We start from the raw sequence: 12824 nt of genomic DNA on the forward strand, positions 1-12824 counted from the left end.
GAACATGTCAGTCGTCGAGTTCAAGAAAACCGGAAATCCGTCGCTGGCCGAGATGGCCGCCCATGTCGAAAACATCCTGCCAGCGATCGAGGCGGCTGCGGAAGAGAGCGAACAGCTGAACAGGCTATCCGATGCGACATACATGCTTTTGCGTGATGCAGGTCTCTTCAGCATGATGATGCCGAAGGAGGTTGGCGGTGCTGAACTTTCTCACGTCGACGCGATGCGGCTCGGCGAACGCGTGGCATGGGCGCATGGTTCTGCCGGCTGGTGCGTGATCGTGAACAACGCTGTCGGCGGTGTGATGTCGCTGTTTGTCTCAGAGAAGGGCGCAGCCGATATTTTCGCCGAGGGTCCCGATGTCATGGTTGCCGGAAACGGTGTGCCGCGAGGCTATGCGCGGCCGGTCGAAGGCGGCTACATGATCCGCGGCAACTGGGCCTATGGCAGCGGCATTCATCACGCCGCCTGGATCCATTCTGGCTGTTTCGTTACCGAGGCGGACGGCAAGACCATGGTCAAGCAAGCCAATGGTCAGCCGGAAATCGTCATCACCCATCACCCGCGCGAGACCATCGAGCTGAAAGGCAATTGGGATGTGCTCGGTCTGCGCGCCACAGGCAGTTTTGACTACACGCTCAAGGATGCCGACGAGCTCTTTGTGCCCAAGCACCTCTGTTATGGCTTCAACGACGGTAATGCCAAGCGAGGCGGCCTGCAGGGTAGTCTCGGGCTGGTTGGCTACACGGCCTGGGGTCACACGACATGGGCGCTTGGCGTCGGGCGGCGCATGCTCGACGAACTTGCCAAACTGGCTAAGGTTCGCGTCGACGCGTTTGGCAAGATGAATGAGAGCGCGACCTTCAAATATGAGTTCGCCCGGGCTGAGGCGCGCTTCCGTTCGGCACGTGCCTTTGCCTATCAGGCCTGGGCGAGCATGGCCGAAACCTTCGATGCCGGCCGCAACGCTTCTGTCGAGCAGATCGCCGATGTGAAGCTTGCGATGCGTCATGTCCATGACGTCATCTCCGATGTCGGCACCTTCGCCCACCGTGCGGCGCGCGGCGCGTCACTTCACAACGGAACCATGCAGCGTTTCTATCGCGATATCCATTCGGGTACCCAGCACATCCTGATGGCTGACGAAATCGTACAGGAATGCGGACGCGTCTATCTCGGCGCGGTCAAAGCCGACGCAAAATGGGGAGTCTTTGGTGTGGATGGCTAGATAGTCGCGCAAACGGCAGTCTTCGCCGCCGCAGTCAGCTTGATTTTTGCCGAGGTTGCTTGAAACTCCCGCCTCGGCAGAAACGCTCGCGCACCGCGCGGAGCCTTGCCACACGTTCCTGACAAGCTCGAAAAATGAGCAGCAGGGCTGAGGAGGAAAAAATGATGTCGGGGACATCGGCTGGACGATCGAACTATTCGACGGGAGAAGTCGGCCAAGCCGTGCTGGCCGTTGCTGAAAGCCGCTCACTCGAGGCTCTTGGCGAGTCATGTCACCGCGAAATCGGCAAGCTTATGGGATCGCCCACGGTTGGGCTTTACCTGTTGGATGATCACAAGCCGAGCCTTGTCTACAGCAAGCAGGCGCCTGAGGGCTTCATCCGGGAGTACAGCGATGAATTCGACAAATACGACCCGCTGCTCGCTTATATTTTCGAGAAAGGCCGGCCTGTCGACGGGTCGACGGTGGTCGGTTCGTCTGGCTGGCAGCACTGCAATAATTTTCAGTTGCTGAGGCGCTGGGGCTTCAAGCACTGCATGGCCGGGCCGCTTCTGGTAGAGGGTCGCGTGGTTGGCGTCGTCTACACCGCCAACGGCGGTGAGACGGGACCCTATCGCGCTGAGGCAGTCGATAGCATGGATATTCTCTGCCGGGCCGGTTCGCTCGCCCTTGCCACCATGGTGGAGACTGGCCGGCTCCGCGGTGCGCCGATCGGCTGGATAGCGCAGTCCAGCGTTGCGTCGCGCCATGAGCGGACGATCGGCGGGGCATATGCCTTAAACCAGTTGCCGGCGCGATCGCGCGAAGTGGCGCTTTTGCTCTGCCGCGGCCAGTCCAACAAACAGATCGCGCGGGCGCTGGGGATTTCCGCATATACGGTCAAGGATCATGTCGGCAAACTCTGCCAGCGACTTCACGCCCACAACAGAACTGAGCTGGTCCAGCTACTGCTGACGACGCACTAAACCCACCATCCAGACGGTAAGCAGCAACAACACCGCAAGCGTCGGCCACATTCGAATACGGTCTGGATTTGAGGATGCGGTGTCCGCAAGTGGGGTCGGCACCGATAGCCGATGTAGATGATGCTGGCCTCCGTCGGAGGCGATCAGACATGCGGGCGAAACCGCCAGCAGCGCTCGGACATCATTGCCCACATTCACCAAGAGCTTGCGACATGGAATGATCCGCAGACCGTCCTTGTCCATCAACGCCAGGTGTCGGAGGACTCGCCGCCTTATGCCTGCCGTTGCGTCTTGCCGTTGCGCCCGGCTGCCCGCATCGCGTTCAGCTGCAGGTCGAGTCCCTGGGCAATATGCTCGCGCATTGCCCGGGCCGCCACGTCGCCGTCGCCGCTGTGCACAGCATCCAGCAGGTCAAGATGCGCACGAAGCGATTCTGCCAAGGCGCTGCCACTCATGGTCGAGGCGAACACATGGAAAGAGATGCTTCGGTTCCACATCAGGTCGAACATCTCGAGCAGGTAGCGGTTTCCGGTTTGCGAGACAAAGGTTCGGTGGATGGCCTTGTTGGCCTCATAATATTCGGCAGCGGTGGTAACTTGGCGCGCCTCTTCCGTCCGGATAACCTCGGCAATCCTTTCAAAGGCAGCCTCGTCCTTGGCCTCCGCCAAGAGACGCGCGCTGTAGCCCTCGATCGACTGCCGGGCGGAATAGATCTCGCGCGCATCCTCGTCGGAAATCAACCGTAGCGCAAAACCGCCGCGACCAGCAGTTACCAGCACACCCTCTTGTTCCAGCCGCAACAGCGCCTCGCGCACCGGGGTGCGGCTAATCTGGAACTCGGCGGCGAGCTTCTCTTGGACGATCCTATCGGAGGGCGCGATGATCCCGCCAGTTATCGCCAGCAGGATTTGGCGGTGGACCTCGTCTGCGAGCCGCTGGTTGTAAACGATAATTGGCTTAAACTCTGCCAATGAAGGCCCTTTCTTGAATTGGTCCAACGAAGTGCTCCACCCACCTTTAGGTTTGCACTATTGCCATATGCGGGCAAGATTTCTGTGCGGCAAGTCGTCAGCCGTGGAAATCGATGACCGTGCGGATGCCGTCACCGCGCTTCATCGCCTCGAAACCCTCGTTGATGCCGGCAAGCGGGATGCGCGCGGTGATCATATCGTCCAGGTTGAGCCGCCCGTCGAGGTAAAGCCGCACCAGCCGCGGCACGTCGGTGCGGAACTGGTTGGAACCCATATCGCAGCCCATCACACGGCGTTCGGCAATGAAGTGAGCGAAAGGCAGGTCTATCCGCGCGCCGTCGCCCATCAGGCCGACCATCACTGTCGTGCCGCCCTTGCGGGTCATGAGGAAGGACTGCTCCACCAGTTTCGGCGTTCCGACCGCCTCATAGGCCACATGCACACCCTTGTTGTCGGTAAGCGCCCGCACCTCAGCCACCACATCTCGCCCGGTGGGATTGATCGAGGCAGTTGCGCCGAAACGGCGGGCCGTTTCCAGCCGGGCGTCATTGATATCGATGGCGATCACATCCACCGCACCGGCAATGCGCGCACTTTGCAGAATCGACAGCCCGACCGCTCCGCAGCCGACCACCGCGACGGACTGGCCGGCCTGAACATTTGCCGTATGCACCACCGCGCCAAAGCCCGTGGTCACACCACAACCAATCAGCGCTGCGCGGTCGAGCGGCATTGCCTTGTCGATCTTCACGATGGCGTTCTCGTGCACGAGGAGCCGCTCGGCAAAGGCCGAGAGATTCATGAACTGGGTGACAGCATGGCCAGCTGATGACAGGCGCGAGGGCTCTTCCTCAGTCCGCACCAGATGATCGCCACCCTCGCAGATCGAGGGGCGGCCCGAGAGGCAGAATTCACAGCCGCCGCAAAAGGCCGAAAGGCAACCGACAACGTGGTCGCCTGGCGCGAAGGCAGAGACCCCCGCGCCCACGGCCAACACCACGCCGGCCGTCTCATGGCCAAGGATCGCCGGCACCGGCACTGGCAAATGGCCTTGCATGAAATGCAGGTCAGTGTGGCAAAGCCCAGTGGCTGCGACCTCCACCAGGACCTCCCTGAAACCGGGATTGGCGTGACTGACGGTCTCGATCTCGAGCGGTGCGCCGAAGGCGCGCAGGACTGCGGCTTTCATTGAAAATCCCTTGGCTGAAAGGCTCAGCGGTGGCGGTTCAGGAATGCTGTGAGCGCGGTGTTGACGGCAGCCGTGTTTTCTACATTCGACAGATGCCCCGCACCGGGGATCACCTGCATCTCGGCACCGCCGATGCGCGCAGCGATCTCGGCCGAATAGGACGGTGGCGTTTCTCCGTCCTTCTCGCCGACCAGTACCAATGTGGGTGTTGCGATGCGCGGCAGGTCTTCAAGCCCGTCATGTCCGCCGATAAGCCGGGTGCACAAGGCAAGCCCTTCGGGACGGGCGCGCGCCATAGCTCCGACGCCCGCAGCGCGGATCGCCTCGGGCGTGTCGGGCGCCATGATGGCGCGAACCATTCCATCGGCGAATTGGTGCACCGCGATGCCGCTGGCGAGCTGCGCGAGGATCGGTTCGATGAACTCTTCGGGCCGCATGGACGATCCAAAAGCGAATTTTGGCGAACTGTCCATGATTGTCAGGCTCGCAGCCATGTCCGGGTGGCGCGCGCCGAACGACTGCAGAATCATTCCACCCACCGACAGCCCCACAAGATGCGCTCGCTCGACCTGCAGCTTCTCGCGCAGGAACTGGGCAAGAAGATCGGCCATCTCGGCCATCGGAGTGGTTTCGGAGATCGCTGCCGAGCCGCCGTAACCGGGCATGTCCCAGGCGACGCAGCGATGCGTCCCGCGCAAGGTCTCGATCTGCGGCCACCAGGAATCCGCCGATCCAGCCATGCTGTGCAGGAACACCACAGGGCTGCCGACGCCTGCTTCGACATAGCACGGGAGGTCGATACCGCGCTTGTATGTGGGCATGAAAGTCTCCTCCCGACAGCTGGATTTCTGGACCAAAAGTTCCGCCGCCGTCTCTGCAACAAGGTATTGAATACTGAATTCAGTGCTGCTAAGCAATGGAAATGTGGCCGCCAGGGAGGAATTGGACGGCCGCGGCACAGGGAGGATTCATGCAGCAACGGCAAACACTTGCTTGGGATTTGTCCAATCCGGCGTTGTTCGATGCCGGCATTCCACAGGCCGCTTTCGCGCGGTTGCGTGCCATGAAGGGGCTGGCGTGGAATCCGATCGATGGCTCGGAAACGGATGGTTTCTGGTCGGTCGGCCGGTTCGACGATGTCGTTGCAGTGTCCCGCGATACCGAGCTGTTCAGCTCGGCTGTGGGTCACATCCAGATCTATTCGATCGACGATGACGCCCTGGAGGCGCGCGCCTCGATGATCGACATGGATCCGCCGATGCATAGCCGCCTCCGGCGGCTCGTGAACCCCGGCTTCATTCCCCGTGCGATCCAGCGCTACATCCCCACGGTGCGCAAGCGCGCGGCCGATCTTTTGGGCGCCATGCAGGCGCAAGGCGGCGGCGACTGGGTCGGGGGGCTGTCGAAACCGATCCCGATCGGCATCATCTGCGACATGCTTGGCGTGCCCGAGGCCGACCGAGACCTGATGATCGAATTGACGGACCATCTGGTCGCCGGCACATCGGCCGAACCGCTGGATCCGCATGCCTATGGCAACACCACGCCGCTGCGGCTTTTACCCTTCAACAGCCCGGCCGCCCACGCGCTGAGCGAATATGCCCGCAAACTGGGTGAGGAGCGCCGCGCTGTGCCTCAGGACGACCTGGTGTCCCAGCTGGTCTCGACCGAGATCGAGGGCGAGCGGCTGACCGACAACGAGTACACCAATTTCTTCCGCCTGCTGATCTTTGCCGGCAACGAGACGACGCGCACGGCGATGTCGCATCTGGCGTTGCTTGTCGCCAAGCATCCCGATCAGTTCGAGATGCTGCGCCACAATCGCGACCTCGTGTCGAATGCGGTGGAGGAGGTCGTGCGCTATTCTTCGCCCATCCTCTACTTCCGCCGCACCGCCACCCGCGATACCGAACTGTCAGGCACGCCGATCAAACGCGGCGACAAGGTGGTGATGTGGTATGCCTCGGCCAATTTCGACGAGACACGCTTTCCCGATGCACTTCGTTTTGATGTGACGCGGCCCAAGCTGCCGATTCATGCCGGGTTCGGCGGCGGCGGCGTGCATACTTGCCTTGGCGCGGGGCTGGCACGACTGGAACTGATCGAGCTTGTCAACGAAATCCTCGACCGCAACCTCAAGATCGAGATTGTGGGCGAACCGGAATATGTGCAGACGAACTTCGTCAACGGGGTCGAGCACCTGAATGTGCGGCTTTCGGCATGACCGGCAAGTTTCACGCCTACACCGTCCTGTCGCGGCACGAAGAAGCCGTCGGCATCTCGTCTTTCTGGCTGCGCCCCGAGGGCGCCATGACAGCGCGCGGTGGCGAGCATCTGATCATCGAGGCGCTTGTTGGCGATGGCAGCTGTGCGTTGCGGCGCGAGTATTCGGTTTCCGGGCTTTCCGACGGAGCGTTCCGGCTGACGGTCAAGCGCGAGGGGGCACCTAAAGGGCAGCCCGCTCTGCCGCCGGGATACGTTTCAAACTGGCTGCACGATGAGGTGAAGCCGGGCGATGTCCTGCGCGCTTCGGCGCCGCGCGGCGAGTTTCGGTTGCGCGAAGGCTCCGACAAGCCGGTGCTGCTGTTCAGCTGCGGGGTAGGGATCACGCCGATGATGCTGCTGGCCAAGGAATTGGCAGGCTCGGCGCGGCGTGTGGCCTTTGTCCATGTCTGCCGCGATGGCGCACATCATGCATTTGGACAGGAGATCCGCGAACTGGCGGCGCGGGCGGCGAACATGAGCGTGCATATTTGCTATAAGTACGGCACCTCCGATTGTGCCGGCTGCGACAGCACGGGCGACCTGGACCGTGACCGACTGGCAGCACTTCTGCCCGGGGCCGGTTGTGAGGTTTATCTCTGTGGGCCGGGCGCCTTCATGCAACGCGCCTATGACATGGCGCTGGACCTGGGCGTCAGGGCCGAAGATATCCGCTATGAGCTGTTTGGGCCCTCTTCCGACTTCACCCCGCGCCATGCTCCTAGCAACGGCACGAGCGACGGCCCCCTCGTGACGTTCACCAAGTCCGGAGTCTCGGCGCGCTGGTCCGCTGATGCCCCCTCGCTTCTGGATTTTGCCGAGGAGCAGGGCCTCTATCCCGATTATTCCTGCCGCGCCGGTAGCTGCGAAAGCTGCAAGACACGCGTGGTGAGCGGCGATTTCGACTATCCGGTCGAGCCGTTCGAGCGGCCTAGCGAGGGGTATGTGCTGCTCTGCTGCGCGCAGCCGACCTCCGATCTGGTGCTGGAGGTCTGATGCGCGCAGGAGCAACAGCCGGCACGTGACTATGCCTTCGTCGTGTCTGGAGGGATGCGGCGGAAGAGGCGAATGAAACCATAAGGGAGGGAAGTTCATGTCTATTCTGGAGGCGGGCAGCGGACAGCTGCGCAAAGATGCCATGGGCATCTGGCACATCGTCTTTTTCGTCGTCGCAGCCGCCGCGCCACTGGCGGTGGTGGTGGGCGTTTCGCCTTATGCTTTCGCTGCCGGAAACGGCACGGGTGTTCCGCTGACCTTCATTCTGGTGGGCGCGATGTATCTGCTGTTCAGCGTCGGGTTCACCACAATGAGCGCCCATATCGGCGGGGCGGTGTCCTTTTACCCCTACATCGCCAAGGGTCTCGGCAAGCCTATGGGCGTCGGCGGCGCGCTGATCTCGATCGCGTCCTACATCGCGGTCCAGCTCATGGCGATGACGCTGTTCGGCATCTTCTCAAATGCAATCGTAACGCAGTACACCGGGCTCGACATTCCCTGGTGGATCTATTGCCTCATGCTCAACGTAGGGGTCTATCTCTGCGGCATGCGCAAGATCGAGTTTTCGGGCCGCGTGCTGGGCGTGTTCATGATCGCCGAGGTGGTGGTCTTGTCCCTGCTGGGCATCGCCATTCTGGTCAACGGCGGGGGACCGGAGGGCATCACTCTGGCGCCGTTCGGGTTCAGTGCGGTGAACTCAGGCAATCTGAGCCTTGCGTTGGTGTTCATCGTCTCCGCGTTCATCGGCTTCGAGGCCACCACGATCTTTGGCGAGGAGGCTCGCGAACCGCGCAAGACCATCCCCATCGCCACCTATCTGGCTGTCGCCATCATCGCGGTCTTCTACGCGTTTTCGACTTGGGCCATCGCGCTTGATTACGGCCCCACGAACATCGTTGCGGCGGCAGAGGCAAATTTCACCGGGCTCTATCAGGTCTCGATGGAAAAGCATCTCGGCGGCTTTTCCGGTGTGGTGCTGCAAGTCTTGATGATCACCAGCCTCTTTGCCTGCGTCCTGTCGTTCCACAATACGATCAACCGCTATTTCTTCGTGATCGCGCGTGAAGGGCTTTTGAACGCCAAGATGGCCGCGACCCATGCCGAACATCAGTCGCCGCAGACCGCCGGCATCGTGCAAATGATCATGGTGGCTGCGATCGTGCTGGTGTTCGCCCTGGCGGGGCTGAAGCCGGAAGTGATTGTCGGCCTGTGCTCGGCCTTCACGGCTATTGGCATCTTGATGATCCAGTGTGTGGTCTCGGTTTCGGTGATCGCGTTTTTCAGCAAGGATCATCGCGGCGTGAATGCCTGGCGGCGGCTGATCGCTCCGGCGCTGTCGACGATCGCCCTGGCGTCTTGCCTCTACCTGATGGCCAGCCATCTGGCGCTGGTCAGTGGCTCGGAATCGATCTTCGTCCAGGCCTATCCGATCATCATCGCCGGGATCGGCGTGATTGGCATCGTGTTTGCCCGCTGGCTGAGGACCGCCCGACCCCAGACATACGCGAACCTCGGCCGCGTATTCAACTGACGTCAAAAGACCACGCCGCCGGAGTCGACCTCCGGCGGCCGCAGCAACCAGAAAATTAGGGAGCGGTGGCCGGCAGGTCGCCAATGAAGCAGCGATGAGCAATCAAGCAAGCAATCACAGCAAGCCCATCTTCGACCTGCCCCCGGGCACTCATACCGTGTCGTTCGGATTCGGCGACATGAACGGTATCATGCGCGGCAAGCGCATTCCGGCGGCGCATTGGCCGTCAGCCTGCGAGAACGGCATCGCGATCATCGGAGCGATGTTTGCGATGGACATGACCTGCGACATCTGGGAAACGCCGTTCTGCGGTTTCGACAACGGCTATCCGGACATTCACATGTTTCCGCTGGCCGCCCCGGTCGCCTGTCCTTGGGAAGAAGGCGTGGCGATCTGCCTCGCCTATACCGAAGGCATGGATCACAAGCCGGTTCCGGTCGACCCGCGCAATGTGCTCAAGCGCCAGGTCGAGCGCGCCAAGGCCATGGGCTTTGACGTGCTGGTCGGCACCGAGCTTGAATTCTACCTGGTCGACCCGGAAACCAAGTTGCCGAAAGTAAAAGACAATCAGGTCTACGGCATCAATCGTTCGGCCGAACTTGAACACGTGCTTGGCCCGATCCGCAACCATTTGACGGCCATCGGCATTCCGATCGAACAATCAAACCCCGAATATGCGGCCGGACAGGTTGAAGTGAACATCCGCTATGACGAGGCTTTGATCGGGGCCGATCGGGTGATCCTGTTCCGCAACATGATCAAGGACATTGCGCGGCGCGCAGGATATCTGGCCACCTTCATGGCCAAGCCGTTCATCGACCAATCTGGATCTGGCTTCCATACCCATTATTCGTTGTGGAAAGACGGCAAGAACGCCTTCGCCAATGACGGCACCATCAACAAGCTGGGCCTGTCGTTCCTTGCGGGAATGCAGGCGCGGATGGCCGAGATGTCCTTGGCTGTCTCAACGACGCCCAACGCCTATCGACGCCGGGTACCGGGCTTGTTCTGCCCGATCAACACCGCCTGGGGCTTCGACAACAGAACCGTGGCGTTGCGGATCATCGAGGGCAAGGACAGTGCGGTGCGGATCGAAAAGCGGGACGGGGCGGCTGACTGCAATCCCTACTACCTGCTCGCCTGCGAACTGGCCGCCGGCCTCGACGGCATCGAGCAGCACATGTCGCCCAAGGGCGAGCCGACCACTGGCGATGCCTCGAAGCGGACCGATGCCGACCCTGTGCCCACCACCATCGACAAGGCGATCGAATTGGCCAAGGCTTCGGCTTTCATGGAAAGGGTAATGGGCGACGGCCTGGCGATCCTGGTCCAGCAGGCCGAGCGTGAGCGGGACTTCGTCCATCGGCAAGTCACCCCTGTCGAACGCGACCGCTACATGGGCAACCTCTGAGAAGACTCTGCGCAGGCTCTGGCCTGCGCAGACAGCCCAGACGACCCCCTCGCGTGCACTTGAAGCCCGGGGGGCCGAAGCGATCAAACTGGAAATGCCCTGGCGTGTCCGGTGGCCTGAGCCGAGGAGTTGAACGATGGGTCTGATCGACGGTTTTGGCGCAGCCGTGTCGCACGGCAACAGGGCATCGGTTGATGCCTTTCATGCCGCGGCGGTGCGAATGCTGGGCTATGCACCCGATCCCGGGGCGATGATCGCAGCGGTACTGGCCGAGGACCCCGACTTCATCATGGGACGCTGCTTTCAGGCGGGACTGCTTCTTACCGCCTCAGACAAGCGTTATCAGGCAGATCTTGCGCGTGAATTTGCGTTGCTCGAGCGTCTCGCGCCGCAAGCCAACAGGCGCGAGCTTGGTCATATCAAGGCAATCAAGCTTTGGCTTTCGGGTGATTTCTACGCCGCCTCGCAGGCTTATGCCGACATTCTGCTCAACTGCCCGCGCGACCTCTGCGCGCTGCAATTCGGCCACCAGACCGATTTCCTCCTGGGCTCTGCGAGTTCCACACGCGATCGCCCCGCGCGGATCATCCGTCATTGGAGCGAGGCCGACCCGGAGTACTCCTACATCCTTGGAATGCTGGCGTTCGGGCTGGAGGAATCGGGCCATTATGCCCAAGCCGAAGAGATGGCGTTGCGCTGCGTCGCGCTGAACCCGCGGGATACATGGGGCGTGCACGGGTTGGCGCACTGCTACGAAATGCAGGGCAAGACCGAGCTTGGCATCTCATTCATGGAGCGCTGCGAGGAAAACTGGGCGGGCGAGAACTACCTTTCGATCCACAACCGCTGGCATCTCAATCTCTATCACCTGGAGAACTGCGATTTCGACAAGGCGCTGGCGATCCACGACCGCTATATGACGGTCACTAGGGATTCGGCGCTGATGGACATGCATGACAGCGCCGCGATGCTGTGGCGGCTGGCGATGGACGGAGTGGATTGTGGCGACCGCTGGACCCCCGTAGCCGAACGCTACACCGAAGTAATCGATCAAGCCTATATCGCTTTCAACGACATGCACGCGATGATGGCTTTTGCCGCGACAGGCCGAGAGGCCGAAGCGCAGGCGCTGATCGCCGCCATGGAAGCCAATGCCGAAGGGCCAAGCACCAGTTCCATCGTCATCCGCACTGCCGGGCTCTCGATCGTGAAGGGGTTTCACGCTTTCGGTCGGCAGGACTACGCGACTGCCAAAACACTCATCTCCAAAGCGCGGCATTCGGCGCATCTGTTCGGAGGCTCGATCGCGCAGCGCGACGTCATCAACCTGACATTGATGGAAGCCGCGATCCGCTCCGGTGACCGGGCGATGGTTGAAGGCCTGATTGCCGAGCGCAGCCTGATGAAACCCGAAAGCCCGCTGACAGACTTCTTCCGCAAGCGCGGTTCGGAAGCCGCAGCGCACTGACCAGCCGCCTGGCCCGCGAAACCGGCCGCGCCGGTAGTTGGCATCGTCCACACACCACAAGGAGAATTTCACCATGCGTCCTTGCATCGGCGTCATGTCCTGTTCATGCGATTTCCGGGGCGAGCCGGGCGTGTATTTGCCCAGCCGCTATGTGAGCGGAATCTCGGAGCAGCTCGACGCCGACATTGTTCTGATTCCGCCCATCCCCACAGCGGCCCGGGCAGGTTCTGTCCTGGCGAAGCTCGATGGCATCATCCTTACCGGCAGTCCGTCGAACATCGAGCCGGCACGGTATGGCGCGAGCGCCGGCGCCGGCCCGTTCGACCCTTCCCGCGATCACGTTGCCCTTGATCTCATCCTGGAGGCCAAGGCCCGCCGGCTTCCGGTGCTGGGGATTTGCCGGGGCCTGCAGGAAATCAATGTCGCCCTGGGCGGCACGCTGCAGGACGGGCTTGGTGCAGAGGACCGGATGTTGCGCCATCACGCCCCGGCCGGAACCGACGGCCCGGGCCAGTTTTCCTGGAGCCATTCGCTTGATGTCGCGCCGGACGGCCTGCTTCACCGGGAGCTTGGAACGGGCATGGTGGAGATCAATTCCATCCACTATCAAGGCGTTGCGACGCTCGGTGATGGCCTTCGCATCGAAGCCCTGGCGCCGGATGGTGTCGTGGAAGCAGTCGCGGCTGTCGACCACCCTATCTTCGCCGTGCAATGGCATCCCGAGATGAGCGTCGAGAGCCGCGTGTCGAAGGCGGTCTTTTCGATCTTCGGCCGAATGCTCGGCTAGACCAGGGCTTTCGCAA

General features: G+C 61.7%; 11 protein-coding genes. 8 read left to right on the forward strand and 3 right to left on the reverse strand.

From position 1 onward, the window contains the following. Window positions 1-4: 4 nt before the first annotated feature. Together IHE39_RS17630 and IHE39_RS17635 are read left to right on the forward strand one after the other, a co-directional pair. The gene (locus IHE39_RS17630; protein ID WP_210322434.1) at window positions 5-1228 is read left to right on the forward strand and encodes an acyl-CoA dehydrogenase family protein; all 1224 of its coding nucleotides are present in this window, start codon (window positions 5-7) and stop codon (window positions 1226-1228) included. 161 nt (window positions 1229-1389) lie between these two features. After that, window positions 1390-2193 (forward strand): LuxR C-terminal-related transcriptional regulator, encoded by an 804-nt coding sequence (locus tag IHE39_RS17635; RefSeq protein ID WP_192567393.1) that lies wholly within the window; start codon window positions 1390-1392, stop codon window positions 2191-2193. A gap of 272 nt (window positions 2194-2465) precedes the next feature. Here the strand turns inward: IHE39_RS17635 and IHE39_RS17640 are convergent, their stop codons facing one another. The 3 genes from IHE39_RS17640 to IHE39_RS17650 all read right to left on the reverse strand — a co-directional run bounded on the left by IHE39_RS17640 (window position 2466) and on the right by IHE39_RS17650 (window position 5174). Beyond that, window positions 2466-3191 (reverse strand): GntR family transcriptional regulator, encoded by a 726-nt coding sequence (locus IHE39_RS17640; RefSeq protein ID WP_192567394.1) that lies wholly within the window; start codon window positions 3189-3191, stop codon window positions 2466-2468. A 70-nt stretch (window positions 3192-3261) separates the two neighbouring features. After that, the gene (locus tag IHE39_RS17645; RefSeq protein ID WP_192567395.1) at window positions 3262-4353 is read right to left on the reverse strand and encodes a Zn-dependent alcohol dehydrogenase; all 1092 of its coding nucleotides are present in this window, start codon (window positions 4351-4353) and stop codon (window positions 3262-3264) included. A gap of 23 nt (window positions 4354-4376) precedes the next feature. Beyond that, entirely contained in the window at window positions 4377-5174 is a 798-nt protein-coding gene (locus IHE39_RS17650) for an alpha/beta fold hydrolase (RefSeq protein WP_192567396.1), read from the reverse strand. A 149-nt stretch (window positions 5175-5323) separates the two neighbouring features. Here IHE39_RS17650 and IHE39_RS17655 point away from each other — a divergent pair, with 149 nt between their 5' ends. The 6 genes from IHE39_RS17655 to IHE39_RS17680 all read left to right on the forward strand — a co-directional run bounded on the left by IHE39_RS17655 (window position 5324) and on the right by IHE39_RS17680 (window position 12808). Further along, window positions 5324-6577 carry a cytochrome P450 gene (locus IHE39_RS17655; protein WP_192567397.1) on the forward strand — a complete coding sequence of 418 codons (1254 nt, stop codon included), beginning with the start codon at window positions 5324-5326 and terminating at the stop codon, window positions 6575-6577. Then, window positions 6574-7611 carry a 2Fe-2S iron-sulfur cluster-binding protein gene (locus tag IHE39_RS17660; RefSeq protein WP_192567398.1) on the forward strand — a complete coding sequence of 346 codons (1038 nt, stop codon included), beginning with the start codon at window positions 6574-6576 and terminating at the stop codon, window positions 7609-7611. Before IHE39_RS17655 ends, IHE39_RS17660 begins: the two co-directional genes overlap by 4 nt. A 97-nt stretch (window positions 7612-7708) precedes the next feature. Next, complete coding sequence (locus IHE39_RS17665) at window positions 7709-9142, forward strand: APC family permease (RefSeq protein WP_192567399.1); 1434 nt, start codon at window positions 7709-7711, stop codon at window positions 9140-9142. 94 nt (window positions 9143-9236) lie between these two features. Further along, window positions 9237-10553 (forward strand): glutamine synthetase family protein, encoded by a 1317-nt coding sequence (locus IHE39_RS17670; protein WP_192567400.1) that lies wholly within the window; start codon window positions 9237-9239, stop codon window positions 10551-10553. A gap of 136 nt (window positions 10554-10689) precedes the next feature. Continuing rightward, the gene (locus IHE39_RS17675) at window positions 10690-12021 is read left to right on the forward strand and encodes a tetratricopeptide repeat protein (RefSeq protein ID WP_192567401.1); all 1332 of its coding nucleotides are present in this window, start codon (window positions 10690-10692) and stop codon (window positions 12019-12021) included. Window positions 12022-12094: 73 nt separating this feature from the next. Beyond that, window positions 12095-12808 (forward strand): gamma-glutamyl-gamma-aminobutyrate hydrolase family protein, encoded by a 714-nt coding sequence (locus tag IHE39_RS17680; protein WP_192567402.1) that lies wholly within the window; start codon window positions 12095-12097, stop codon window positions 12806-12808. Window positions 12809-12824 lie beyond the last annotated feature (16 nt).

It is taken from the genome of Aminobacter carboxidus (assembly GCF_014863355.1).
In the GTDB taxonomy this organism is placed as follows: Bacteria; Pseudomonadota; Alphaproteobacteria; order Rhizobiales; family Rhizobiaceae; genus Aminobacter; species Aminobacter carboxidus.

What these genes read in the sequence shown, in the direction of transcription:
- IHE39_RS17630 (WP_210322434.1), top strand. Translation starts at nt 5, where the DNA reads ATGTCAGTCGTCGAGTTCAAGAAAACCGGAAATCCGTCGCTGGCCGAG.
- IHE39_RS17635 (WP_192567393.1), top strand. Translation starts at nt 1,390, where the DNA reads ATGATGTCGGGGACATCGGCTGGACGATCGAACTATTCGACGGGAGAA.
- IHE39_RS17645 (WP_192567395.1), bottom strand. Translation starts at nt 4,353, where the DNA reads ATGAAAGCCGCAGTCCTGCGCGCCTTCGGCGCACCGCTCGAGATCGAG.
- IHE39_RS17650 (WP_192567396.1), bottom strand. Translation starts at nt 5,174, where the DNA reads ATGCCCACATACAAGCGCGGTATCGACCTCCCGTGCTATGTCGAAGCA.
- IHE39_RS17655 (WP_192567397.1), top strand. Translation starts at nt 5,324, where the DNA reads ATGCAGCAACGGCAAACACTTGCTTGGGATTTGTCCAATCCGGCGTTG.
- IHE39_RS17660 (WP_192567398.1), top strand. Translation starts at nt 6,574, where the DNA reads ATGACCGGCAAGTTTCACGCCTACACCGTCCTGTCGCGGCACGAAGAA.
- IHE39_RS17665 (WP_192567399.1), top strand. Translation starts at nt 7,709, where the DNA reads ATGTCTATTCTGGAGGCGGGCAGCGGACAGCTGCGCAAAGATGCCATG.
- IHE39_RS17670 (WP_192567400.1), top strand. Translation starts at nt 9,237, where the DNA reads ATGAGCAATCAAGCAAGCAATCACAGCAAGCCCATCTTCGACCTGCCC.
- IHE39_RS17675 (WP_192567401.1), top strand. Translation starts at nt 10,690, where the DNA reads ATGGGTCTGATCGACGGTTTTGGCGCAGCCGTGTCGCACGGCAACAGG.
- IHE39_RS17680 (WP_192567402.1), top strand. Translation starts at nt 12,095, where the DNA reads ATGCGTCCTTGCATCGGCGTCATGTCCTGTTCATGCGATTTCCGGGGC.